Annotated in this window: 23 protein-coding genes and 1 pseudogene; 11 read left to right on the top strand and 13 right to left on the bottom strand. The window is 59.0% G+C overall.

Annotation, left to right across the window (positions count from 1 at the left end; genetic code table 11):
• Positions 1 to 23: 23 nt before the first annotated feature.
• The 4 genes from acnD to AC1RO5_RS20580 all read right to left on the bottom strand — a co-directional run bounded on the left by acnD (position 24) and on the right by AC1RO5_RS20580 (position 5,695).
• Positions 24 to 2,618, bottom strand: coding sequence for a Fe/S-dependent 2-methylisocitrate dehydratase AcnD (acnD, locus tag AC1RO5_RS20595; protein ID WP_493177285.1), 2,595 nt, complete (start codon positions 2,616 to 2,618; stop codon positions 24 to 26).
• Positions 2,619 to 2,819: 201 nt separating this feature from the next.
• A complete protein-coding gene (gene prpC, locus AC1RO5_RS20590) occupies positions 2,820 to 3,947 on the bottom strand; it encodes a bifunctional 2-methylcitrate synthase/citrate synthase (protein ID WP_493177284.1) in 1,128 nt (375 codons plus the stop codon).
• Between the two features lie 138 nt (positions 3,948 to 4,085).
• Positions 4,086 to 4,976, bottom strand: a complete 891-nt coding sequence (prpB, locus tag AC1RO5_RS20585; protein ID WP_007902093.1) for a methylisocitrate lyase — start codon at positions 4,974 to 4,976, stop codon at positions 4,086 to 4,088.
• Positions 4,973 to 5,695 carry a GntR family transcriptional regulator gene (locus AC1RO5_RS20580; RefSeq protein ID WP_007902102.1) on the bottom strand — a complete coding sequence of 241 codons (723 nt, stop codon included), beginning with the start codon at positions 5,693 to 5,695 and terminating at the stop codon, positions 4,973 to 4,975. Before AC1RO5_RS20580 ends, prpB begins: the two co-directional genes overlap by 4 nt.
• A 297-nt stretch (positions 5,696 to 5,992) precedes the next feature.
• On the opposite strand from AC1RO5_RS20580, the gene rloA reads away from it, so the two are divergent.
• The 4 genes from rloA (at position 5,993) to pabB (ending at position 10,610) form a co-directional block, all read left to right on the top strand.
• Positions 5,993 to 6,529 (top strand): retropepsin-like aspartic peptidase RloA, encoded by a 537-nt coding sequence (rloA, locus tag AC1RO5_RS20575; RefSeq protein WP_493177282.1) that lies wholly within the window; start codon positions 5,993 to 5,995, stop codon positions 6,527 to 6,529.
• A 5-nt stretch (positions 6,530 to 6,534) separates the two neighbouring features.
• Positions 6,535 to 8,070: an osmotic stress tolerance membrane protein RloB gene (gene rloB / locus AC1RO5_RS20570; RefSeq protein WP_007941410.1), complete on the top strand. Its 1,536-nt coding sequence runs from the start codon at positions 6,535 to 6,537 to the stop codon at positions 8,068 to 8,070.
• Positions 8,070 to 9,056: an alpha-L-glutamate ligase-like protein gene (locus AC1RO5_RS20565; protein WP_493177281.1), complete on the top strand. Its 987-nt coding sequence runs from the start codon at positions 8,070 to 8,072 to the stop codon at positions 9,054 to 9,056. Before rloB ends, AC1RO5_RS20565 begins: the two co-directional genes overlap by 1 nt.
• A gap of 216 nt (positions 9,057 to 9,272) precedes the next feature.
• On the top strand, positions 9,273 to 10,610 hold the full coding sequence (gene pabB / locus AC1RO5_RS20560; protein WP_493177279.1) for an aminodeoxychorismate synthase component I: 1,338 nt from the start codon (positions 9,273 to 9,275) through the stop codon (positions 10,608 to 10,610).
• Positions 10,611 to 10,753: 143 nt separating this feature from the next.
• Here the strand turns inward: pabB and thrH are convergent, their stop codons facing one another.
• Positions 10,754 to 11,371, bottom strand: a complete 618-nt coding sequence (thrH, locus tag AC1RO5_RS20555) for a bifunctional phosphoserine phosphatase/homoserine phosphotransferase ThrH (RefSeq protein ID WP_493177277.1) — start codon at positions 11,369 to 11,371, stop codon at positions 10,754 to 10,756.
• 170 nt (positions 11,372 to 11,541) lie between these two features.
• Between thrH and AC1RO5_RS20550 the strand changes: the two genes are divergently transcribed.
• Positions 11,542 to 12,282, top strand: coding sequence for a phosphoadenylyl-sulfate reductase (locus AC1RO5_RS20550; RefSeq protein WP_007942164.1), 741 nt, complete (start codon positions 11,542 to 11,544; stop codon positions 12,280 to 12,282).
• 233 nt (positions 12,283 to 12,515) lie between these two features.
• Positions 12,516 to 13,244: an aspartate/glutamate racemase family protein gene (locus AC1RO5_RS20545; protein ID WP_007942162.1), complete on the top strand. Its 729-nt coding sequence runs from the start codon at positions 12,516 to 12,518 to the stop codon at positions 13,242 to 13,244.
• A 107-nt stretch (positions 13,245 to 13,351) separates the two neighbouring features.
• Here the strand turns inward: AC1RO5_RS20545 and AC1RO5_RS20540 are convergent, their stop codons facing one another.
• Complete coding sequence (locus AC1RO5_RS20540; RefSeq protein WP_493177275.1) at positions 13,352 to 14,275, bottom strand: LysR family transcriptional regulator; 924 nt, start codon at positions 14,273 to 14,275, stop codon at positions 13,352 to 13,354.
• 124 nt (positions 14,276 to 14,399) lie between these two features.
• Between AC1RO5_RS20540 and AC1RO5_RS20535 the strand changes: the two genes are divergently transcribed.
• Positions 14,400 to 15,146, top strand: coding sequence for a 3-oxoacyl-ACP reductase family protein (locus AC1RO5_RS20535; protein ID WP_493177273.1), 747 nt, complete (start codon positions 14,400 to 14,402; stop codon positions 15,144 to 15,146).
• 89 nt (positions 15,147 to 15,235) lie between these two features.
• On the opposite strand, the gene AC1RO5_RS20530 is transcribed toward AC1RO5_RS20535, so the two are convergent.
• Positions 15,236 to 15,931 (bottom strand): HAD-IA family hydrolase, encoded by a 696-nt coding sequence (locus tag AC1RO5_RS20530; RefSeq protein WP_493177272.1) that lies wholly within the window; start codon positions 15,929 to 15,931, stop codon positions 15,236 to 15,238.
• 262 nt (positions 15,932 to 16,193) lie between these two features.
• On the opposite strand from AC1RO5_RS20530, the pseudogene AC1RO5_RS20525 reads away from it, so the two are divergent.
• The 4 genes and pseudogenes from AC1RO5_RS20525 (at position 16,194) to AC1RO5_RS20510 (ending at position 22,501) form a co-directional block, all read left to right on the top strand.
• Positions 16,194 to 21,067: pseudogene (locus AC1RO5_RS20525) on the top strand (RHS repeat-associated core domain-containing protein).
• Positions 21,064 to 21,474 carry a hypothetical protein gene (locus AC1RO5_RS20520; protein WP_493177270.1) on the top strand — a complete coding sequence of 137 codons (411 nt, stop codon included), beginning with the start codon at positions 21,064 to 21,066 and terminating at the stop codon, positions 21,472 to 21,474. Before AC1RO5_RS20525 ends, AC1RO5_RS20520 begins: the two are co-directional and overlap by 4 nt.
• A 140-nt stretch (positions 21,475 to 21,614) precedes the next feature.
• Positions 21,615 to 21,959, top strand: coding sequence for a hypothetical protein (locus tag AC1RO5_RS20515; RefSeq protein ID WP_493177268.1), 345 nt, complete (start codon positions 21,615 to 21,617; stop codon positions 21,957 to 21,959).
• Between the two features lie 143 nt (positions 21,960 to 22,102).
• On the top strand, positions 22,103 to 22,501 hold the full coding sequence (locus AC1RO5_RS20510; RefSeq protein ID WP_493177267.1) for a hypothetical protein: 399 nt from the start codon (positions 22,103 to 22,105) through the stop codon (positions 22,499 to 22,501).
• A 93-nt stretch (positions 22,502 to 22,594) separates the two neighbouring features.
• On the opposite strand, the gene AC1RO5_RS20505 is transcribed toward AC1RO5_RS20510, so the two are convergent.
• The 6 genes from AC1RO5_RS20505 to AC1RO5_RS20480 form a co-directional block, all read right to left on the bottom strand.
• Positions 22,595 to 22,948, bottom strand: coding sequence for a hypothetical protein (locus tag AC1RO5_RS20505; protein ID WP_493177265.1), 354 nt, complete (start codon positions 22,946 to 22,948; stop codon positions 22,595 to 22,597).
• A 101-nt stretch (positions 22,949 to 23,049) separates the two neighbouring features.
• Positions 23,050 to 23,265, bottom strand: a complete 216-nt coding sequence (locus tag AC1RO5_RS20500) for a hypothetical protein (protein WP_493177264.1) — start codon at positions 23,263 to 23,265, stop codon at positions 23,050 to 23,052.
• Positions 23,266 to 23,367: 102 nt separating this feature from the next.
• Complete coding sequence (locus AC1RO5_RS20495; RefSeq protein WP_168206145.1) at positions 23,368 to 23,544, bottom strand: hypothetical protein; 177 nt, start codon at positions 23,542 to 23,544, stop codon at positions 23,368 to 23,370.
• Positions 23,545 to 23,666: 122 nt separating this feature from the next.
• Entirely contained in the window at positions 23,667 to 24,092 is a 426-nt protein-coding gene (locus tag AC1RO5_RS20490) for a hypothetical protein (RefSeq protein ID WP_493177316.1), read from the bottom strand.
• Positions 24,093 to 24,285: 193 nt separating this feature from the next.
• Positions 24,286 to 24,651 (bottom strand): glycine zipper domain-containing protein, encoded by a 366-nt coding sequence (locus AC1RO5_RS20485; protein WP_018925236.1) that lies wholly within the window; start codon positions 24,649 to 24,651, stop codon positions 24,286 to 24,288.
• 347 nt (positions 24,652 to 24,998) lie between these two features.
• Positions 24,999 to 25,193 (bottom strand): hypothetical protein, encoded by a 195-nt coding sequence (locus AC1RO5_RS20480; RefSeq protein WP_007940781.1) that lies wholly within the window; start codon positions 25,191 to 25,193, stop codon positions 24,999 to 25,001.
• Between the last annotated feature and the right edge of the window lie 25 nt (positions 25,194 to 25,218).

The following is a 25,218-nucleotide window of genomic DNA, read 5'->3' as shown; positions in this document are numbered from 1 at the left end:
GAAATCCCGCGCGGCTCGTCGTGTTAAACGGCAACCGCCGACTCTTCGAGGAAGTCCTGAGCGAAACGCTGCAACACGCCGCCGGCCTCGTAGATCGACACTTCTTCGGCGGTGTCGAGGCGGCAGGTCACCGGCACTTCGACGCGTTCGCCGTTCTTGCGGTTGATCACCAGCGTCAGCGTCGCGCGCGGAGTGCGATCACCGATCACGTCATAGGTTTCGCTGCCGTCTATTCCTAAGGTTTTACGATCAGTGCCCGGCTGAAACTCCAGCGGCAGCACGCCCATGCCCACCAGGTTGGTGCGGTGAATGCGCTCGAAGCCTTCGGCGGCAATCGCTTCCACACCTGCCAGACGCACGCCTTTGGCCGCCCAGTCCCGGGACGAACCCTGGCCGTAGTCGGCGCCTGCGATGATGATCAGCGGCTGCTTGCGTTCCATGTAGGTTTCGATGGCTTCCCACATGCGCATCACTTTGCCTTCCGGCTCGACCCGCGCCAGCGAACCCTGCTTGACCTTGCCGTTTTCCTGCACCATTTCATTGAACAGTTTCGGGTTGGCGAAGGTTGCGCGCTGCGCGGTCAAGTGGTCGCCGCGGTGCGTGGCATAGGAGTTGAAGTCCTCTTCCGGCAGGCCCATTTTCGCCAGGTACTCACCCGCCGCGCTGTCGAGCATGATCGCGTTGGAAGGCGACAGGTGATCGGTGGTGATGTTGTCCGGCAGCACCGCCAGCGGGCGCATGCCCTTGAGCGGACGCGCCCCGGCCAGCGCGCCTTCCCAGTACGGCGGACGACGGATGTAGGTGCTCATCTCGCGCCAGTCGTACAGCGGTGTGACCTTGGGACCGGTGTCTTCGTGGATGGCGAACATCGGAATGTACACTTGGCGGAACTGCTCCGGCTTGACCGAGGCCTTGACCACCGCATCGATTTCTTCGTCGCTCGGCCAGATGTCTTTCAGGCGGATTTCCTTGCCATCGACCACACCCAGTACATCTTTTTCGATGTCAAAACGGATGGTGCCGGCGATGGCATAAGCCACCACCAATGGCGGCGATGCGAGGAACGCCTGCTTGGCGTACGGATGAATCCGGCCGTCGAAGTTACGGTTGCCGGAGAGTACGGCGGTGGCGTACAGGTCGCGGTCGATGATCTCTTGCTGGATCACCGGGTCGAGTGCGCCGGACATGCCGTTGCACGTGGTGCAAGCGAAGGCCACGACGCCGAAGCCGAGTTGCTCCAGCTCTTTGGTCAGGCCAGCTTCATCCAGATACAGCGCCACGGTTTTCGAACCGGGTGCCAGGGACGACTTGACCCATGGCTTGCGGGTCAGCCCAAGCTTGTTGGCATTGCGCGCCAGCAGGCCAGCGGCGATAACGTTGCGCGGGTTGCTGGTGTTGGTGCAGCTGGTGATGGCGGCGATGATCACCGCGCCGTCCGGCATCTGGCCCGGCACGTCGTCCCACTGGCCGGAGATACCTTGGGCCGCGAGATCGGACGTGGCGACACGGGCGTGCGGGTTGCTCGGGCCAGCCATGTTGCGCACCACCGAGGACAGGTCGAAGCTCAGCCCACGCTCGTACTGCGCACCCTTGAGGCTGTCAGCCCACAGGCCGGTCTGCTTGGCGTAGTTCTCGACCAGCTGCACTTGCTCGTCTTCACGGCCGGTTAGTTTCAGGTAGTCGATGGTCTGCTGGTCGATGTAGAACATCGCCGCGGTGGCGCCGTATTCCGGGGCCATGTTGGAAATGGTCGCGCGGTCGCCGAGGGTCAGGTTTGATGCGCCTTCACCGAAGAACTCCAGCCATGCGCCAACGACTTTTTGTTTGCGCAGGTATTCGGTCAGCGCCAGCACCATGTCGGTAGCAGTGATGCCCGGTTGCAGTTTGCCAGTGAGTTCGACGCCGACGCTTTCCGGCAGCCGCATCCACGACGCGCGGCCGAGCATCACGCTTTCTGCTTCCAGGCCGCCGACGCCAATCGCGATCACGCCCAGCGCATCGACGTGTGGCGTGTGGCTGTCAGTGCCGACGCAGGTATCAGGGAAAGCCACGCCGTCGCGCACCTGGATCACTGGCGACATTTTCTCCAGGTTGATCTGGTGCATGATCCCGTTGCCCGGTGGGATCACGTCGACGTTCTTGAAGGCTTTCTTGGTCCAATTGATGAAGTGGAAACGGTCTTCGTTGCGACGGTCTTCGATGGCGCGGTTCTTCTCGAACGCCTCGGGATCGAAGCCGCCGGACTCGACGGCCAGCGAGTGATCGACGATCAATTGCGTTGGCACCACCGGGTTCACTTGCGCCGGGTCGCCGCCTTGCAGGGCGATGGCGTCACGCAGGCCGGCGAGGTCCACCAGAGCGGTCTGGCCGAGAATGTCGTGGCACACCACACGCGCCGGAAACCATGGGAAGTCGAGATCACGTTTGCGCTCGATCAGTTGTTTCAGGGAATCGGTGAGCGTGGCCGGGTTGCAGCGACGCACGAGGTTTTCCGCCAGCACGCGGGAGGTGTACGGCAGGGTGTCGTAGGCGCCTGGCGCAATGGCATCGACCGCCGCACGGACGTCGAAATAATCCAGAGAGCTGCCGGGCAGCGATTTGCGGAATTCAGTGTTCATCGTCAGGACTCGGTCACGGTAATTTCAAAAGGTGGGCGCCTGGCACCGGGCTGGATCCCGACCTCTGTAGGAGCGAAGCTTGCTCGCGAAAGCGGTGTAACAGGCGACATCAATGTTGAATGTCGGTCCGTCTTCGCGAGCAAGCTTCGCTCCTACAGGGTTCCCGGTTCCTTCAGTAACCAGTACCGGCGCCCTCCCCGGTCAGCGTTGTTCGATTGGCACGAACTTGCGCTGTTCGACGCCGACGTACTCGGCGCTCGGACGGATGATGCGGTTGTGGCCACGTTGCTCGAACACATGCGCCGCCCAGCCGGTCAGGCGTGAGCAGACGAAAATCGGTGTGAACAACTTGGTCGGGATGCCCATGAAGTGATACGTCGAGGCATGGTAGAAGTCGGCGTTCGGGAACAATTTCTTCTGCTCCCACATGGTCTTGTCGATGGCTTCGGAGACCGGGAACAACACCGTGTCGCCCACTTCATCAGCGAGTTTTTTCGACCAGCCCTTGATCACCTCGTTGCGCGGATCGTTGTCCTTATAGATCGCGTGACCGAAGCCCATGATCTTGTCTTTGCGCGCGAGCATGTCGAGGGTGCCTTTGATCGCCTCTTCCGGCGACGAAAAGCGCTCGATCATTTCCATCGCCGCTTCGTTGGCGCCGCCGTGCAGCGGGCCGCGCAGGGAGCCGATGGCGGCGGTGACGCAGGAATACAGATCCGACAGGGTCGAGGCGCACACCCGGGCGGTGAAGGTCGAGGCGTTGAATTCGTGTTCCGCGTAGAGGATCAGCGAAACGTTCATCACCTTGACGTGCAATTCGCTCGGCTTCTTGTCGTGCAACAGGTGCAGGAAATGGCCACCGATGCAGGCTTCATCGGTCACGCAATTGATGCGTTTGCCGTCGTGGCTGAAGCGATACCAGTAGCACATGATCGCCGGGAACGCGGCCAGCAGGCGGTCGGTTTTGTCGTGCTGCTCGGAGAAGTCTTTCTCCGGCTCGATGTTGCCCAAAAACGAGCAGCCGGTGCGCATCACATCCATCGGATGGGCGTCGGCGGGGATGCGCTCCAGCACTTCTTTCAGCGCTTGCGGCAGGTCGCGCAGCTTGCTCAGTTTCTGGGTGTAGGCGGCCAGTTGCGCCTGGGTCGGCAGTTCGCCGTACAGCAGCAGGTAAGCCACTTCTTCGAACTGTGCGTCTGCCGCCAGTTCGCGAACGTCATAGCCGCGATAGGTCAGGCCGGCACCCGACTGGCCCACGGTGGACAGTGCGGTTTGCCCGGCAACCTGGCCACGGAGCCCGGCGCCACTGAGTACTTTTGCTTCGGCCATTGCTGTCTCCAGTTTTCTTGAATTTGTTAGGGAATCGGCAAATTGTGATTCATCAGGTTATTGGGTGATGCCCAAAGATCGCAGCCTCGCTTCGCTCGACAGCTCCTACAGGAGCTGCGCGATCTTTTGATCTCTATTTCATTTCTTCGCCGCAAACAACGCATCGAGCTTCTGCTCGAACGTGTGGTAATCGATGCGATCGTAAAGCTCCATGCGCGTCTGCATGGTGTCGATGACGTTCTGTTGCGTGCCGTCGCGGCGGATCGCGGTGTAGACGTTTTCCGCGGCCTTGTTCATCGCGCGGAATGCCGACAACGGGTACAGCACCAGCGACACATCGGCAGCGGCGAGCTGCTCGGTGGTGTACAGCGGCGTCGCGCCAAATTCGGTGATGTTGGCCAGGATCGGCGCTTTCACGCGGCTGGCGAACAATTTGTACATCTCAAGCTCGGTGATCGCTTCCGGGAACACCATGTCAGCACCGGCCTCGATGCACGCGGCCGCGCGATCCAGCGCGGACTCCAGGCCTTCCACCGCCAGGGCGTCGGTGCGGGCCATGATCACGAAGCTGTCGTCGGTGCGCGCATCGACGGCGGCTTTGATGCGGTCGACCATTTCCTGCTGCGAGACGATCTCTTTATTAGGGCGGTGACCGCAGCGCTTGGCGCCGACCTGATCTTCGATGTGAATCGCCGCCGCGCCGAACTTGATCATCGACTTGACGGTACGGGCGACGTTGAACGCCGAGGAACCGAAACCGGTGTCCACGTCTACCAGCAGCGGCAAGTCGCAGACATCGGTGATGCGGCGCACGTCGGTCAGCACGTCATCCAGGCCGGTAATGCCCAGGTCCGGCACGCCGAGGGAGCCGGCAGCCACCCCGCCCCCCGAGAGGTAAATAGCCTTGAAACCGGCGCGCTTGGCCAGCAACGCGTGGTTGGCGTTGATCGTGCCGACCACTTGCAGCGGATGCTCGCTGGCGACCGCATCGCGGAAACGCTGGCCTGGAGTGCTCTTGTTGGAACTCATGACTCACCTCGTTCAGTGGCTGTCGGGTTAGCGCCGTCCTGGTAGTGACGGGCGATATTGCGTTTGGAGGCGCCGATGTGACGGCGCATCAACAACTCGGCCAGTTCACCGTCACGGTCGGCGATGGCGTCGAGAATGCGGTGGTGCTCGGCAAACGCCTGGCGTGGCCGATTAGGCGTGGTGGAAAACTGGATACGGTACATGCGCACCAGTTGATATAGCTCACCGCAAAGCATCTGGGTCAGGGTGCGGTTGCCGCTGCCCTGGATGATCCGGTAATGAAAGTCGAAATCGCCTTCCTGCTGGTAATAGCCGACGCCTGCCTGAAACGCCGCATCGCGCTCGTGGGTTTCCAGCACCCGGCGCAGTTCGTCGATTTCTTCAACGGTCATGCGTTCAGCCGCCAGACGGCACGCCATGCCTTCCAGGGATTCGCGAATTTCGTAGAGTTCCAATAGTTCGGCGTGGCTCAGCGACACTACCCGCGCCCCGACGTGCGGCACGCGAACCAGCAGGCGCTGGCCTTCCAGACGGTGGATCGCCTCACGCAGCGGCCCGCGGCTGATGCCGTAGGTGCGCGCCAGCTCCGGTTCGGAGATCTTGCTGCCCGGGGCGATCTCGCCCTTGACGATGGCCGCCTGAATGCGGCGGAAGACGTTTTCGGAAAGTGTTTCCGAGTCGTCCTGAACCGTGACCGGGGGATCGAGTTGATCCAACATATTGTCGACACCTTTAAAACCAATGCCGCAAAAACTAGCGAATAAGGCCAGTTACGTCAAAGGATAAATAGGTATTGTCGACAATCGTCTAATAACCGCTTGCACCATAACGAAGCAGCACCCCCGATTACAGCCGTCCGCCAGCGCTGGCGCCATAAAACCACCGTGCTAGAATGCCGCCCGCATTTGCTTGTCATCTGCATTGCCTGTCATAAAAAGCGGATAGGCATACGAGGGAGCTTGTGCAGCAATGCCAGGGCCTTGAATTGAAGAACGGACCGCTGCGCATCAGGATTTATGAGACTCAAGCTCTTCACCACATTTCTTTGTCTTCTTGGCCTGTCAGGTTTTGCCGCGGCAGGGGAAAAGACTGTGTATGGCCTCAATGAGTACGCTTCGCTGGACGGCATCAATCTGGAAGTCGCCGCCAAGCTCGACACCGGGGCGAAAACCGCCTCGCTCAGCGCCCGCGACATCAAACGTTTCAAACGCAATGGCGAATCCTGGGTGCGCTTCTATCTGGCCATTGACGCCGCGCACTCGCACCCGATCGAACGACCGCTGGCCCGTGTCAGCAAGATCAAGCGCCGGGCCGGTGACTACGACCCGGAAGAAGGCAAGAAGTACACCGCCCGTCCGGTCATCGAGCTGGATATCTGCATGGGGTCGGCTTTACGCAGTATCGAAGTGAACCTGACCGACCGCAGTGCCTTCCAATACCCGCTCCTGATCGGCTCCGAGGCGCTCAAGCGTTTCGATGCGCTGGTTGACCCAAGTCTTAAATACGCTGCTGGCAAACCTGCCTGCGCCACCGCCGCACATACCGCAGAGTAATTCCAATGCGCTCTCTTACCCTCCATCTGAAATTGCTGATCGCCATCCTGGTGGTGCTGGGCATTTCAGTTACGGCCTATCAGATTTTCGTGCTCGGTATTCCGGTGACTGAAGACGCCACCGATGACTTGTGGAACATCGACGCCAAGGTCGAGTTCGTTGCCAACGCCAAAGACCCGATCAAGATCCAGATGTTCGTGCCGCCGCTGAGCCGCGACTACGTGAGCCTTAACGAGAGTTTCATTTCCAATAACTACGGTGTGGCGGTGAACCGTGTCGACGGCAACCGCAAGGTCACCTGGTCGGCGCGTCGGGCCAAGGGCAACCAGACCCTTTATTACCGTCTGGTGCTGACCAAGCGCTACACCGGCGAAAAATCCAAGGTCAAAGGGGCGACCTTCCGCGACAGCATCGCCGTCGAAGGCCCGGAAAAAATCGCCGCCGAAGCCTTGCTCGCGCCGATCCGCCAGCATTCGGCCGACGTCGAAACCTTCATCGGCGAAGCCATCAAGCGTGTCAACAATCTCAACGACGACAACGTGAAACTGCTGCTGGCCGGTGATCCGTCCACCGTGAACAAAGCCAAAATCGTCGAACTGGTGCTGTCCATCGCCCACGTGCCGGTGGAAAAGGTCCACACCATCCGCCTGGTGGCCGATCAGCCGCAAATGCCTGAGCTCTGGTTGCGCAGCTTCAACGGCACCGACTGGCTGTACTTCAACCCGGAAACCGGCGAACAGGGCCTGCCAACCGACCGCTTGCTGTGGTGGACCGGCGATGAAAACCTGATCACCGTCGATGGCGGCAAGAAAGCGAATGTCACCTTCAGCCTGAACAACAGCGAAATGAACGCCATTCGCCTGGCCAAGCTGACCGACGAGAACTCCGACGCCAACTTCCTCGATTACTCGCTGTACGGTCTGCCGCTGGAAACCCAGCAGACCTTCATGATCATGGTGATGATCCCGATCGGGGTGCTGGTGATCCTGATCCTGCGCAACCTGATCGGCATCCAGACACTCGGCACCTTTACCCCGGTGCTGATCGCCCTCGCCTTCCGGGAAACCCAGCTCGGCTTCGGTATCGTGCTGTTTACCATCATTACGGCGCTGGGGCTGTCGCTGCGTTCCTACCTTGAGCACTTGAAACTGCAAATGCTGCCGAGGCTGTCGGTGGTGCTGACCTTCGTGGTGGTGCTGATCGCGGCGATCAGCCTGTTCAGCCACAAACTCGGGCTGGAGCGCGGGTTGTCGGTGGCGCTGTTCCCGATGGTGATTCTGACCATGACCATCGAACGCCTGTCGATCACCTGGGAAGAGCGCGGCGGCGGCCATGCCATGAAAGTGGCGATCGGCACGCTGTTCGCCGCCTCCCTGGGGCACCTGATCATGAGCGTGCCGGAGCTGGTGTACTTCGTGTTCACCTTCCCGGCAGTCCTGCTGATTCTGGTGGGCTTCATGCTGGCCATGGGTCGCTATCGCGGTTACCGCCTAACCGAACTGGTACGTTTCAAGGCTTTCCTGAAGGAGGCTGACGCCTGATGTTCGGTCTCTGGAAGACCTGGAAAGCCCTGGAGGCCCGGGGCATCATGGGGATCAATCGGCGTAACGCAGACTACGTGCTCAAGTACAACAAGCGCAGCCTGTACCCGATCGTCGATGACAAGATCATCACCAAGGAGCGCGCCATCGCCGCCGGCATCCACGTGCCGGAGCTGTACGGCGTGATCTCCACCGAGAAGGAAATCGACAACCTCGACGAGATCATCGGCGGACGCACCGACTTCGTGATCAAACCGGCCCAGGGCGCCGGCGGCGACGGCATCATTGTGGTTGCCGACCGGTTCGAGGGGCGCTATCGCACAGTGTCCGGCAAGATTATCGAGCATGAGGAACTCGAGCACCATATCTCGAGCATCCTCACCGGCCTGTATTCCCTGGGCGGGCACCGCGACCGCGCGTTGATCGAATACCGCGTGACCCCGGACCAGATCTTCAAAAGCATCAGCTATGAAGGCGTGCCGGACATCCGCATCATCGTGCTGATGGGCTATCCGGTGATGGCCATGCTGCGCCTGCCGACCCGCCAGTCCGGCGGCAAGGCCAACCTGCACCAGGGCGCCATTGGCGTCGGTGTCGACCTGGCCACCGGCCTGACATTGCGCGGCACCTGGCTGAACAACATCATCAACAAACACCCGGATACCACCAACGCGGTAGACGGCGTGCAACTGCCCTACTGGGACGGTTTCATGAAACTCGCCGCCGGCTGTTATGAGCTGTGCGGGCTGGGTTACATCGGCGTCGACATGGTGCTCGACCAGGAGAAAGGACCGCTGATTCTTGAGCTCAACGCCCGACCCGGATTGAACATTCAGATTGCCAACGATTGCGGGCTGACGTCGCGTACCCACGCGGTCGAAGCGCGACTCGAAGAACTGAAGGCGCGCGGGATCACCGAAACAGTGCAGGAACGCGTGGCGTTCGTTCAGGAATTGTTTGGGCATATTCCAGCGATTGAGGGCTGACCTGAGACCGAGGTGCGACATTCGCGGGCAAGCCTCGCTCCTACGGGGGTTAGCGTGGTCCTTGTAGGAGCGAGGCTTGCCCGCGAAGACGGCCCGACAGTCACCAGCACTCTCAACCCTGGCATCAACGGTTCAATCCCCGACATCCCCTCTAGGAGCAAATCCTGCAGAGGACTACAATCGCTCCCCCGCCTCGATGGCTGATCTGCCCCGCCCATGTTGACCTGCTCCGTACACCCGCTGCCCTATCGCACCAATCCCGCCGAGTACTTCGCGGCGATTCGTCATGCCCCCGGTGCCGTGCTGCTCGACAGCGGTCGGCCAAGCGCCGAGCGTGGGCGTTTTGACCTGCTCAGCGCCTGGCCGCTGGAGCAACTGGCGGTGTTGCCGGATGAAAGCGGCAGCCATTTCCTGCAACGCCTTCGCAACAACCTTACACGGCTCGGCGAAGCAACCGTCCCTGACGACCTGCCCTTCGCCGGCGGCCTGATCGGCTACCTGAGCTACGACTTCGGCCGGCATCTGGAAAACCTGCCGAGCCAGGCAAGGGACGATCTGCAATTGCCCGACGCACGTTTCGGGCTGTACGACTGGGCGCTGATCAGCGATCACCACCTGGCCACCAGTCAACTGGTGTTCCACCCGACGCTGATCGACAGCGAGCGACAACGGCTGATCGAACTGTTCACTCAACCCGCGACCGAGAACATCGAGCCGTTCAAACTGGACGGTCCGATGAGCGCCGACCTGAGCGCCGATGACTATCGGCAAGCTTTCGAACGCATTCAGCAGTACATCCAGGCCGGCGACTGCTATCAGGTCAACTTCGCCCAGCGCTTTCGCGCCCAATGCCAGGGCGATCCGTGGGCGGCCTATTGCGCGCTGCGGGCAGCCTGCCCGACACCGTTTTCCGGCTTCCAGAGCCTGCCCGACGGCGGCGCGGTGCTGAGCCTGTCGCCGGAACGCTTCGTCAAAGTCAGCGAACGCCACGTCGAAACCCGCCCGATCAAAGGCACCCGCCCTCGCGGTCTGACTGCTGCCGAAGATGCGGCGAACGCCGCCGAACTGCTGGCCAGCCCCAAGGACCGTGCGGAGAACCTGATGATCGTCGACTTGCTGCGCAACGATCTGGGTCGTACCTGCCGCATTGGCTCGGTACGGGTGCCGGAGTTGTTCAGCCTGGAAAGCTATCCGAATGTGCATCACCTGGTGAGCAGCGTCACCGGCGAACTGGCGGATGACAAGGATGCACTGGATTTGATCGCCGGCAGCTTCCCCGGCGGCTCGATTACCGGCGCGCCAAAGATTCGCGCCATGCAGATCATTGATGAGCTGGAACCGACGCGTCGTGGGTTGTACTGCGGTTCATTGCTGTATCTGGACGTACGTGGGGAGATGGACAGCTCCATCGCCATTCGCAGCTTGCTGGTCAAGGATGGGCAGGTGTGCTGCTGGGGCGGCGGCGGAATCGTCGCGGATTCGGACTGGCAGGCGGAATATCAGGAATCGATTACCAAGGTGAAGGTGCTGCTCGATACGTTGCAAAGCCTCTGATATCGGGCTTTTATGTGGCGAGGGAGCTTGCTCCCGCTGGGGTGCGAAACGCCCCCCAAACCAGACACTGCATATCGTCAGATATAACGCATGCGACTGCTGCGCAGCCGAGCGGGAGCAAGCTCCCTCGCCACAGATCGGGTTTACAGGCTCAGATTGCGGTTCGAAGCCTTGATGAACTCCTGCTTCAACTCGGCAAAGCTGTGCACCGCCGGGAACTGCGGGAACTCGCGAATCACATTGTCCGGCGCATGGAACAGAATCCCGGCATCCGCCTCGCCCAGCATCGTGGTGTCGTTGTAGGAATCACCCGCCGCAATCACTCGGTAGTAGAGGCTCTTGAACGCCAAAACCGACTGCCGCTTGGGATCTTTCTGACGCAACTGATAGCCCGTGACCCGACCGGCATCGTCAGTAATCAGACGATGGCAAAGCAACGTCGGGAAGCCCAGTTGACGCATCAGCGGCTGGGAAAATTCATAAAAGGTGTCCGACAGAATCACCACCTGAAAGCGCTCACGCAGCCAGTCGACAAATTCGCTGGCGCCTTCCAGAGGCTTGAGCATGGCAATCACTTCCTGGATATCAGATAGCTTCAGGCCGTGCTCGTCGAGAATCCGCAGGCGCTGCTTCATCAACACGTCGTAGTCGGGAATGTCCCGAGTGGTGGCCCTGAGGGACTCAATTCCGGTTTTTTCGGCAAAGGCGATCCAGATTTCCGGGACCAGCACACCTTCAAGATCCAGACAGGCAATTTCCACAAGACACTCCCATTGGTATTGTTTATGAGTAGAGCGAGCAAAGGACTGCCGAACTCTAGCGACTCGCCCCCCTCTGCGCAACGCAGAGGGCGCACCAGCCGCCGCAGGATTTTGTTACCATCGACGTATATAGAGCGCCCAGCGCCACCGACCTGTAGGAAGCCGCCCTGATGAGCCCATCGTTCGATGTCGTGGAACTCGCCACGACCTATGCCAACAAATCCGCCCAGGACATCCTGAAACTCGCGTTCGCCGAGTTCGGCGATGACCTGTGGATATCTTTCAGCGGCGCCGAGGATGTGGTGCTGGTGGACATGGCCTGGAAGCTGAACAAGAACGTCAAAGTGTTCAGCCTCGACACCGGCCGCTTGCACCCCGAGACCTACCGCTTCATCGAGCAGGTGCGCGAGCACTACAAGATCGATATCGAAGTGGTATCCCCGGACTACAGCAAGCTCGAACCTTTCGTGAAGGAAAAAGGCCTGTTCAGTTTCTACAAGGATGGCCATGGCGAGTGCTGCGGCATTCGCAAGATCGAGCCGCTGCGTCGCAAACTGTCTGGCGTGACCGCCTGGGCCACCGGCCAGCGTCGGGACCAGAGCCCGGGCACCCGCAGCGCCGTCGCGGTGCTGGAAATCGACACCGCGTTTTCCACCCCAGAACGTACCCTCTACAAGTTCAACCCGTTGGCACAGATGACCAGCGAAGAGATCTGGGGTTACATCCGCATGCTGGAGCTGCCGTACAACAGTCTGCATGAGCGCGGGTTCATCAGCATTGGTTGCGAGCCTTGCACCCGTCCGGTGCTGCCGAACCAGCATGAGCGCGAAGGTCGTTGGTGGTGGGAAGAAGCCACGCAGAAAGAATGCGGGCTGCATGCCGGGAACATCATCAGCAAGTCCAAAGCTTAAGAGATCGCAGGCTTCGCCAGTTCCTACAGGGGAATGGTGTTCATTTGTAGGAGCTGCCGCAGGCTTCGATCTTTTGATCTTAAAAATGTGTACATATAAATGTCACCATCAGTGCCATATCTGTGTGCACTTTTAGTTTCGGCGCCCCCAAAAGTTACATTCCACAGTCCTGACTTTCTCAGTCAACCACGGTGACATCGGGCCGCAAAACCACCTCGCTATAAGGACTTTCCATGCGAATTCTCGTGGTCAACGTCAACACCACCGAATCCATTACCCAGGCCATCGCCCGTCAAGCGCAGTCCGTGGCCGCGCCCGGCACGGAAATCATCGGTCTGACCCCGCATTTCGGCGCCGACTCCATTGAAGGCAATTTCGAAAGCTACCTGGCCGCCATCGCCGTGATGGACCGGGTCATGTCCTACGACCAGCCCTTCGATGCGGTGATCCAGGCTGGTTATGGCGAGCACGGCCGCGAAGGTTTGCAGGAGCTGCTCAACGTGCCGGTGGTGGACATCACCGATGCCGGCGCCAGCACCGCGATGTTCCTCGGCCATGCCTATTCGGTGGTCACCACGCTGGACCGCACCGTGCCGCTGATCGAGGATCGCCTCAAACTCTCCGGGCTCTGGGATCGTTGTGCGTCGGTGCGGGCCAGTGGGCTGGCGGTGCTGGAGCTGGAGTCCGATCCAGAACGTGCGCTGGAGGCGATTGTCCGCCAGGCGGAATTGGCGGTGAGCGAGGACAAGGCCGAGGTGATTTGCCTGGGCTGTGGCGGCATGGCCGGGCTGGATGAGCAGATTCGTCAGCGCACCGGCGTACCGGTGGTGGATGGCGTGACGGCGGCGGTGACCATTGCCGAATCGCTGGTGCGGCTGGGGTTGTCGACGTCGAAAGTACGGACGTATGCGACGCCGCGGCCGAAGACCATTATTGGTTGGCCGGGACGGTTTGGGCGGTAGACCGCGTTATCGTTCTTTGCGGGCAAGCCACGCTCTCACAGGCTTTTGCATCATTCCGTGGGAGCGTGGCTTGCCCGCGATGGCCTCCCCTCGGTCCCAAGCCGGGCTCAAACTGCACTAAACCGCTGCCCCAACCCCTGCTCGGCAAACTGTTCAATGATGAAGTCGACAAACGCCCGGGTCTTGCCTGGTAGCAATTTGTGCTCGGCGTAATAGATGGAGATGTTGCCATCGTCGACGTACCAGTCGGGCAACACCCGCTGCAAGGTCCCGGCGTCCAGATAGCCCACGGCGAATGGCATGCTCACCAATGCAATGCCCAAATCCTGGGCCGCCGTGGCGCAGGCCGCTTCCGAATCGCTCATGGTCATCCGCGCCTTGAGCGTCAGCGGGCTGTGTTGCCGGTTGCGGCTGGTCAACTGCCAGGAACGCACGCGCCCCGTCTGCGGCGACCGTATCAGGATGCCATCGTGGTGCTGAAGGTCGTCGGGCTCGATGATTGCCTCGTGCCCCGCCAGGTATTCGGCTGAAGCTACCAACACTCGATGGGCGGGCGTCAGCTTGCGTGCCACCACGCCCTGGGGCAGTTCGAATCCACCACCAATCGCCGCATCGAACCCCTGGCCGATCAGGTCGACCTGACGGTTGTCGAAATGCCAGTCCGGGTTGATCGCCGGAAAGCGCCGCAAAAACTCTCCGAGCAACGGCACGATGTACAAGCGCCCGAACACCGTGCCCATGCTGACCTTCAGCGTTCCCGCCGGACGTCCTTCGGCACTGGCCAGGTTGGCCACGGCATTCTGGATCGTGTGCAGGCTGGCGCTGACTTCGCCGAGAAACAGCTGGCCGGCCTCGGTCAGCGTCAAGCTACGCGTGCTGCGCTGGAACAACCGCACACCGAGTCGCGCCTCCAGCTTGGCGACACTCTTGCCCACCGCCGCCGGTGTCAGGCTCAAACGCCGCGCGGCTTCGGCGAAGCTGCCGACCTCGGCGCTGCGCACGAAGCATTCGATACTGCTGAAGGTTTCCATAAGCGCCACTATAAACTTCTGGTTTACACAGACTATAGCAATCACGGTCTACCCGCAGGGTAATGCGAAGCCGATACTCGACTCCAACAACAAGGCAGCCCGCCTTGAACTTCTGGAGATCGACATGACCACTCAACACCTCAGCGGTAAAGTAGCTCTGATTCAAGGCGGTTCACGCGGCATCGGTGCTGCCATCGTCAAACGCCTGGCCGCAGAAGGCGCAGCCGTCGCCTTCACCTATGTCAGCTCTACCGCCAAAGCCGAAGACCTGCAAAACAGCATCATCACCGCCGGCGGCAAAGCCCTGGCCATCAAGGCCGACAGCGCCGATGCCGTCGCCATTCGCAATGCCGTCAACGCCACCGTCGAAGCCTTCGGTCGCCTGGACATCCTGGTCAACAACGCAGGCGTTCTGGCCATCGCACCGCTGGAGGACTTCAAACTCGAAGATTTCGACCAGACCCTGGCCATCAACGTACGCAGCGTGTTCATCGCCACCCAGGAAGCTGCCCGACACATGACCGAAGGCGGTCGCATCATCAACATCGGCAGCACCAATGCCGAGCGCATGCCCTTCGCCGGTGGCGGCCCGTATGCCATGAGCAAATCGGCGCTGGTCGGCCTGACCAAAGGCCTGGCACGCGACCTCGGCCCACGGGGTATCACCATCAACAACGTGCAACCGGGCCCGGTCGACACCGACATGAACCCCGCCAGCGGCGACTTCGCTGATAGCCTGATCCCGCTGATGGCCGTGGGTCGTTACGGCAACGTGGAAGAAATCGCCAGCTTCGTCGCTTATCTCGCAGGTCCCGAAGCTGGCTACATCACCGGTGCCAGCCTGACCATCGACGGTGGTTTTGGCGCCTGATACACCGCCCGACTGAAACAAAAACGCTGGCAATCGATTGCCGGCGTTTTTTTGTGTCAGGGGCTTTTGTCTCAGGGACTACCGAATGATCAGGCCCACTCAAGCGCCGGCAAGCCACATGCGCTGGGCTTGAACGCCTTCAACGTACGAAGAATGCCATCGGCGTGTGCGTATTTTTCGTCGGCCATCGCCGCATCCGGGACCGCAATGGCGGTCATCCCCGCAGCTTTCGCCGCAGTGACGCCGAACGGCGAATCCTCGAATACCAGGCAATCCTGGGGCGCGACCCCAAGGCGTCGCGCCGCTGTCAGAAAAATATCTGGCGCCGGTTTCGCCGCACCCACTTCCGGGTCGTCAGCGGTGACGATGAAGTCGAACAGCGCGAACCAGTCGCGGTGCAAGGTGGTTTTCTGACCAAACGACTGACGCGACGAGCTGGTACCCACCGCGATAGGAATGTTGTTGGCCTTCAAGTGCCGAACCAGCTCCTCTGCGCCGGGCATCGCCAGCGCTGTCGGAAAGCGCTCGCGCATCAGCGGCTCGCGGATCACCAGAAACTCTTCGGCGGTGATCGGCAGGTCCAGCGCCTCGACCACATAGCGCGCCAGATCACCCGCACCACGGCCGATGATGTTCTGTTTGACGCTCCAGTCGAAGGTCCGCCCATAACGTTCGGCAATGATGGACGTGACCTCGGTGTAAATGCCCTCGGTGTCCAGCAGCAAACCGTCCATATCGAAAATCACGGCCTTGATCGGACCGAACTCATCCAGGGGTGCATTCATCGCATCTGATCCGTTATCTCATGACATCTCAGGGCGGCTCGGGTACGGCCGGATCCGCGATGGATTAAAGGGTTCAGCAGCATAGCGAGCGCAATTGGTCGAGAGCAACGGGCAATGCCTGGCGGATACAAAATCCTGTTCCGAGGGGCCCGCGATGATTTAGCGATTTCCCCTACACCAAACACCTCCTTTCCCGACTTCTTTCCTTTTTGATCCCCCGCAAAGTCTCTCGCTCCACATTGATCAGCGCGAGGGATTGCGAATGTTCGAACCTGACAAGGTCCTGGCCTTGAACAACGCCATCGGTCTGCTGGTGGTCGCCGCCATGAACCCCGAGCAGCCGAACATCGAAGCGCTGCTCAGTGATTTCCGACTCTGCCTCAACGACTACGAGGCCTGGGCGGAAAACTTTTGGACCGCTGGGGCGCTGAACGTCGAGCAAGTGTTCAAGGTCGGCAACGAAGTCCGGCTCAGCGCACCGAAGGACTCCACCGCGCCTGTCAGTTCGACACTCGCCATGTGCCCGGCCAGCGGTCCGTTGACCCTGGTGCATATGTTTGAAGCCGCGCGTTTCGTGCCAATCGGCGATACACCGGTGATGCTCGAGCCGGCTATCTCGCAGCGCAATGGTGAACTGACGTTCGGTGAGCCCGTCCACGCAACCATCGGCCCCAGCGGCATTCTCGAAATCCCCGAATGCTGGCGCGGCCATCGCTATCGCATCACCTTCTTTCCCAATGTTTCCACTGAACACGTCAAAGCGCTCTACGCCTCCTATCAGGGCGTGATCGGCGAGCTGGAAGGTTGGTTGCGCAACGAATGGACGAGCGAATTCGAGCCTTTATGGGCAGATTTTTCCAAAGCAGGTTTCACCCAACGCTACGGCCTGCTGCAACAGGCTGACTGGCACGGTTTCGAGCGTTCGCTGCACGGCTTGTGGGATGACGTGAAGCAGGTCTACGCCCTGGTGGCGGACCTGCAAGGCAGCAGCGAAAAACTCCTTGAGTACCTGACACAAGGTGAACTTGAGACGCTGCTGAACGCTTCGGCTGAAACCATTGCCAATGTGTTGCTGATGTTGAGCGATGAGCCGTTGATGTTCATCCATCTCGCAGCCTTCACCAGTTGGCTGAGGATGTTGCCGCCGCAGTACATCGCTGAAGTCGTGGCACAAGTTCGCACGGAACTATTGATCAGTTTCCTGCTGGTGCGTCTCACAGGTCCTACGGGCCTGAAGCTCGGCATGAGCGCCAAAGTGCTGGACAAGATCCAGTCCCAGCGGGCCCGGCAGTGGCTGGCTGCAGCCAGTTTGCGACTGACCGAACTGACGGCCAAATCCGACCTGACAGCCCACGCCAGCGCGCTCAAACCGCTCATGGTCAGCGCGCGCAATGCACCGCTGAAACCTGCACCAACGGTTCCGCTGCAGATCAGCGCCGGCAACTCACCGGCTGTGCAGGTGAACAATCCGCTCGCCATTGCCCGCGACAAGTCTGCAGCCATGACCCGATTGGGTCGTCACGAACCTCACGACAATGCACCGAATCAAGCGAAAAACCCCAATGGCGACAGCGCCGATTGCGCGGCACTGACCTGCACGAACGGCTGTCCTGTGTCGATGGTCAACGGCGAAGAACTGCTGACCCTGACCGACGGTGCGCTGGACGGGCTGCTGCCGTTCGACTTCACCCGGTTGTACCGTACCAGCGCGGTGGAGATCGATTGCGGGCTGGGCTGGGGCTGGAGTCATTCGCTGGCGCAGCGGTTGGAGCTGGGCGCTGAACAGGTCGTCTGGATCGACCAAGAAAACCGTCGAACGACGTTTCCGCTGCCGAGCGTCGAGCGCCCGGCAATTCATAACAGCCTGTCGCGGGCGGCGATTTACCTTGGGGACGAGCCGGAGGAATTGATTCTCGCGCTGGCCGGCGAGACGAGCCGGTTCTACCACTTTCATAACGGCCGGCTGACGGCGATCAGTGACGCCTACAACAACCGCCTGCGCATCACTCGCGACCGCCAGGATCGCATTCAACGCCTCGACAACGGTGCCGGTCGTGCCTTGCTGTTGCGCTACGAGCGCAGGCACCTGGTTGCCGTCGAATACCAGTCGTTTTGCCCCAGTGATGACTTGGGTGAAGCCTGGCGTACAGAGCAGACGCTGGCTTTCTACCGCTACGACGCCCGCCAGCGCTTGATCGAAGCGACCAGTGCCGCCGGGGAAAGCGAGCGTTACGACTACGACGACAACCACGTCATTTTGCAGCGGCAGCTGGCCGGTGGCGCGAGTTTCTTCTGGGAGTGGGAACGGTCCGGCAAGGCGGCACGCTGCGTACGGCATTGGGCGTCGTTTGCGCAGATGGATGCTCGTTATGTCTGGGATGACCAGGGCCGCGTCACCGTCCAAAACATCGACGGCAGCGAAGAGGTTTACGTCCACGACGACCGGGCGCGGCTGGTGCGCCGGGTCGAACTGGACGGCGGCGAACAGCTCAAGTCCTACGACGAGCAGGGCCGGTTGATCGCCGAGCAGGATCCGCTGGGCGCCGTCACTGAATACCGCTACGACGACGTCGGACGCTTGGTGGCGCTGATTCCGCCGCAAGACGAGCCGACGTCCTACGAATACCGCAACGGCTTCCTGCATGCGCGCTACCGCGGCCAAGCGGTGTGGAGGTATCAGCGCAACGCTCAGGGCGACGTCACCGAAGCGACCGATCCCGACGGGCACGTCACCCATTACCACTACGATCCTCAGGGGCGCTTGCTGTCGATCCGCTACCCGGACACCAGCCGGCATGTGTTCGTCTGGAATGCCTTGGGACAGTTGCTCGAAGAGACCTTGCCGGACGGTGGTCAACGGTGGTTTTCCTACGATGCACTGGGGCGGCAGATTAGCCGTCAGGACGAACACGGTGCCGTTACCCAGTACCAATGGGATGCCGTCGGCCGACTGATCCAGACGACGCTGCCCACTGGGGCCGTGCGCGGGTTCAGCTACAACGCCTACGGCAAGATCACCGCCGAACGCGATGAACTGGGCCGCGTCACTCGCTACGAATACGCCGACGATTTGCATCTGGTCAGCCGCCGGACCAATCCCGACGGCACGCAATTGCGCTATCGCTACGACAACGCGCAGCTGCTGCTCACAGAAATCGAGAACGAATCCGGCGAACACTATCAGCTGGACTACACGCCTAACGGATTGATCCGCCAGGAAACCGGTTTCGACGGCCGCCGCACTGCCTACGTCTACGACCTCAACGGTCATCTGCTGGAAAAAACCGAGTTCGGCGATGACGACTCGCGGCTGATCACCGGCTATCAACGGGATGCGGCCGGGCGCTTGCTGGTCAAAACGCTGCCCGATGGCATCCAGGTTAAATACCGCTACGACTCGCTGGGCCGGCTGCTCGGCGTCGATGACGGCCACGATCACCCGCTGGAGTTTGAGTACGACCAGCAGGACCGGCTGATCACCGAACATCAGGGCTGGGGCACCTTGCGTTACGGCTACGACGCCTGCGGCCAGCTCAACCGCCTGCGCCTGCCGGACGGCAGCAAACTCGATTACCACCACACCAAGGGCGGTGCGCTGACGGCGATTGACCTCAACGGCGCGCGATTGACCTCGCATACGTTCCTCGCCGGTCGCGAACAACACCGCCAACAAGGCCTGCTACTCAGCGAATATGCCTACGACGAACAGGGCCGTCTGAAGGCCCACGCTGTCGGCCAGCACCAACATCCGCTCTACCGCCGCGACTATGCCTACAGCCTCAATGGCAGTCTCGACAGCATCGCCGACACCCGCCATGGCCAGCGCAGCTATCAATACGACCCGCTCGATCGCCTGATCCGCGTCCGCCACTCCCGCGACCAACAGCCGGAAAGCTACGCCCACGACCCAGCCGGCAACCTGCTGATGCAGGACCGCCCCGGCCCGACGACCATCAAAGGCAATCGCCTGTTGATGCAGGGCGATCGCCACTTCGACTACGACGCCTTCGGCAACCTGATCCGCGAACGCCGCGGCACCGCGCAGAAACTCGTCACCGAATACCGCTACGACTGCCAGCATCGGCTGGTCGGCGTCACTACGCCGGACGGTCGTTGTTCAAGTTACCGCTACGACGCCTTCGGCCGCCGCATCGCCAAAACCGTCGACGGCAAAACCATCGAGTTTTTCTGGCAAGGCGACCACCTCGTTGCCGAACGCAGCCAGGACCACCATCGCAGCTACGTCTACGAACCCGGCACCTTCCGCCCGCTGGCCATGCTCGACGGCAAAGGCCCGAGAAAAGCCTGTCCGTTCTACTACCAACTCGACCACCTCGGCACCCCGCAAGAACTCACGGACTACAGCGGCGACATCATCTGGGCCGCCCGGTACACCGCATATGGCCGCCTCACCCGCCTCAACCGCGACACCCACCAGGTCCTCGATCAACCGCTACGCTTTCAAGGGCAGTATTTCGACGCGGAAACCGGCCTGCATTACAACCGGCATCGCTACTACAATCCGGATGTCGGACGGTACCTGACGCCGGACCCGAGCAAGTTGGCGGGCGGGTTAAACGGCTATCAGTACACGCGCAATCCGGCGGGTTGGGTTGACCCGTTGGGGTTGAGTGAGTGTCCTGGGGGGATGGATGTAAGAAGCCGTCGTTTGGGGATGAGGATCCGGCGGGTAAGGCGGGGGTTGATGAGGGGGAGCCCGGAACCCCAAACCCAAAACAGGAGAACCATTATTTGTACCGTGGTGATGACCGAGAACCATGGGAAATTTTTGAAGCAGGATTTGAACCCTTGGGAGACAGCACAGATCTGTACATGCACGCATCGGATAACAGAAACCCTCCTAGTTACTTTGTCAGCACTTCGACAAGCGAAAACGAGGCAAAAAAATTTGCCACAGGCTACTGGATTGCCGACGGTTATGTATATGTACTGAAAAACATTAGCGGAATCGATGTAAATAAAGAACTTGGCATGATGTCACCACATCGGCGCGAGGTTGAAATAGCGATCCCGGGAGGAGTAAAAAATGACGACATTGTCGGTGCCACTCCCGTCCATGATGATGGTAGCTATAAGGGCTACTCAATACCCAACCCTTACAGGAAGCAGCCATGAAACCTATAGAAATACTAATAAACAATCATGGCGCCATAGAGTCAGCCATAATCGAATGCAACAGAAAAAAACCGACACTCACATTTACAATGCGAAGTGGCTTAACCAAAACTTATACAGCCTATGACCTTTATGTATGCTTCGGCATGTTAAGAGCCGAGCACCCTGAAATAAGATTTCTGTGCAAAGGAGCCAAATTAAATGTTCACCCTTCACGAATGTCCTCCCAAATGTCTAGCGGATTAGTCGCATACGAACTTAAACCTGGAAAACCCAGCGAAGAAGAGGACCTAGTACGAATTTTCGACTACGAAGACGAAAATATCACTAGCAATATTGAAGAACAAAAAACCTTTTATCAAAACTGGCTCGAATCATTGAAAATTACAACACCAAACAAAACCTAAAGACAACAGCCGCAGTTGATCACACCAAATAAAATTTGGCACATGGAGCAAATACAATTAAACACTACATAAAACTACAACTCGGGAACACCATTGAAACCGCAATTCTTGAAGAGCGTTTTAGCTCACTGACATTCACAATGGAAAATGGATTCAGAAAAACCTACACCGACCATGATCTGTATTTATGTCTGGCACAAATCCGACGAGACTTCCCAGAAATAAAATTTCTTTGCAAAGGAGCAAAGCTTAATGTATTCCCTTCACGAATGTGCTCTCAGATGAGCAATGGAGCTGTAGCTTATGAGATGACATTGGGAGAAGCAGCATCACGAGATCATATTGTTCACATTTTTGATTTCGAGGACAAGAACATCACCAATGACATTTCTGAACAAATAGAATTTTATCATCAATGGATAAGCCATTTTCGGCCAAGACAAATTAACTCAGTAAAAACTCATATCCAGTTTAAAGAAGACTAACTCATTTAGCCTACGCTAAAAAATCTTGACAGCAAACAAGATAAGTAATCCAAGGCGCAATTAATAGGACTCTCGGCGTTACGCTCATCTTTGCTAATATTCGCCCATCAGGGCCATCTTTAAATCCGAGCTGGAAATGGAATTTGGACAGCGTAGAGATTGCAATAATCAAAAATGGCAAGCGTCAATCCGCTGAGCTTCTCTGTGACTCAGAAAACCTGACCATTACTTTCGTCATGAAAAATGGATATCAACAATCATACGCAGGTGATAATTTTTACATTTGCCTAGGCCATATAAGAAAAGACCATAGTAATGTAACCTTCCTGTGCAAAGGAGCAAAAATAAACGTACACCCTTCCAGCATGTCCTCACAGATGACGCTTGGAGTAAAAGCATATGAACTTACACTAGGTAAATATGCAAAAAGGAATGACCTGGTAAATATTTTTGACTATGAAGAAAATAACCTTACCAACGATCCAGAGGTTCAACGAGACTTCTTTATGCGCTGGTTTGAATCAGATATTGAAGAGGAGTAGCGGTTGAAAAAAGAGGGCAGGAAACTTGGAACTCCAGTGCAAACACCAAACCCAGCTCGATGCTGGGCTCAGTGCAACGGTAAAGAATCTGACTTAGCCGCCCGAATTACCGGTTTTACCTACACCGCCTCCACTCCCCCCAGAACTACCTGATCCTCCAGACCCACTTCCAGAACCACTCCCCATCGACCCCCCACCACTCACCGACCCGCTTCCCTCCCCCGGGTTGATGCTACTCCCATTCGCATCACCGCCATTCCCACCACCAATAGTGTCCGGTGGCGGCAGCGCTTTCCCATCCGAGGTACCCGCATTCATTTCCGAGTAAGGCGGCATCCCGCCCTTATCGACCGGCGCGTCGCGACCAGTAGATTGAGCAAACGCCGCCAATGAACTGATCGACAATAAGCCGACTATCGTCAGCGCCGTCCATTTTGATCTGATCATGGAGCATCTCCTTTAAAGAGTGCTTTACCTGATCTCTGGTGGTGATCGCTTTTTAAAGGAGCCGCACAATCGACAATCGGCGATGCACCACCTCACAGGTTTCAGCTCGGTTCGCCCGAGGCGTCATCACCGGCGATGTCCGGGTCTTCCGGGTCGGCTTCCACATTCCCGCGCCTCACATCATCGGCGGGCAGCTGTTCCACAGCGGTGTCGTCATCGTCGGGCGGGCGCTGGTCACGGCGCAGGGAGTTGGTGGGCGAAGGCAGCGGATATTCGGGGGTATCGTCGATATCGGAGTCTTTCGGATCGGCGTTCATAACGCACCTCTCATTGGACCTGAAAAGCAGATCCTGACCTTTCGAGGACAACACCATAGACGCGGTTCGATCAGACGGATCGAGTTCGGTCCGACCGCAAAATCACTCGTCGTCTTCCTCGTCATACTCATCATTCTCTAAGTTGCCCACATCGCCTGCGTCATCGGCATCGTTGAGCGGCACCGTGGCGTCGTCCATCAGAGACCCCGGGTCTTCGTTGCCGGGATCGTTGATCGGGCCTTCTTCTTCCTTGTCTTCGGTTTCTGGACTCATGGGCATGCCTCACAACGTTCAGGGTTATATAAAGTTCGAGAGGTCCTACGGCCAATCGTTCCAGCGTCCTACCGATAGAAACGAAAAACCCGGCACTCGGCCGGGTTTTACTTTAACTCGATATCGAGTTAGTGATGCTTGTACTTATTTTTATGCTTGTGTTTGTAGTAGCCGCCACCGGAATGCGAACTGCCGCGGTCATCACCCAGGCTGCTGCCCACCGCGCCACCGGCTGCGCCGCCCACGCCTGCGCCAATGGCCGAACCAGTGGAGCCACCCAGGCTGTTGCCGATCACCGAACCGCCCGCCGCGCCGAGGCCACCGCCGACGGCCGCTTCTGTGCGACTGCCCTTGCGCGCACCGACCGCACTGCCTGCCGCACCGCCGACGCCAGCGCCCACCGCAGCCCCGGTGCTGCCGCCCAACTGCCCGCCGACTACGTTGCCCAACACACCGCCAAGACCACCGCCGACTGCAGCGTCACCGTTGCCGCCCGCCATTGCGCCCTGAGCGACCAAAAGCCCCAAAAACACCGTGGACAATGTCAAACGCATGAAACGCATGATATGCACCTCTAATTTCCGCATTGGGGGAAGAAACGTGCCGCGGATAGGCATCAGCCTGCATCTGGGTCTGTTATACAGAAAACCAATACCGACTGTATGAGATTTGAGCCACATGATGCAGAAACGTTCCAAAACGAAAAAGCCCGGCATTGAGCCGGGCTTTTTCAGCTGACCTTCAGGATCAATGACGCTTTTTGGACAGGTTGCTGCCTACGCCGCCGCCCAATGCGCCACCCAGGCCTGCGCCGATGGTGGAACCGGTCTTGCCACCCAGGCTGTTACCGATTATCGAACCGCCCGCCGCGCCAACACCGCCGCCGATGGCCGCTTTGGTGCGGCTGCCTTTACGTGCGGCAACAGCGCTGCCGGCTGCACCCGCTACGCCAGCACCAATCGCTGCGCCAGTGCTGCCGCCCATTTTCTGGCCAACCACATTACCCAACGCACCACCCAGACCACCACCGAGCGCGGCCGTGCCGTCGCCGGCAGCCATCGCACCTTGAGCAACCAAAAGGCCCAGAACCAGAGCAGGCAGTGTCAAACGCATAACAAGAACCTCAAAAAAGTGGGAACCGAAAGGCCGGAGATTGAATGCTTTAGCGGAGGGAAAGTCCAGACACAAAACCAGAACAACCTCGCCATTGGCGACGGTTGGACAGCGTTTATGCAAAAGGTTTTATGACAGGCAAAAAAAAGCCCGCTGGGGAGACGGGCCAGGGTACTGCTTTCTAACGGATGAGCTGAGCCTACGGAGGCCGGTGTGAAAAGTTTGTGAAAAAAACACCAGCACCAGAAAAGTTGTAGGACATTTCTCTGCATTGCCACCGAGCCACGTTTCCTGCCCTTCAGAAACAAGAAACCCCGCTCGATGGCGGGGTTCGTGCTGTTATCGGTTTACTTCCTGGAGGGCGCCCCCAGCTTGGGCATAAATTTCGATTTCGGCCCTCGGGTCCTAGGCACTGCAGATTTGATTTTGTTTATTTTGATACGGTCTTCGCCGAAGCTCGGCACATAGTCCGTCTGACCACACTGCACGCAATCATTGATTGGAAACTCTGCACCGTCGTCTTCGATATACGGCTCAGCCATATCTTCGCTCCTCTCAAAACGGGTC

The sequence above is a fragment of the Pseudomonas sp. GW822-FHT02G04 genome, assembly GCF_058802085.1.
The sequence above is the reverse complement of the archived record's forward strand: the minus strand, read 5'-3'. Positions and strand labels throughout refer to the sequence as shown.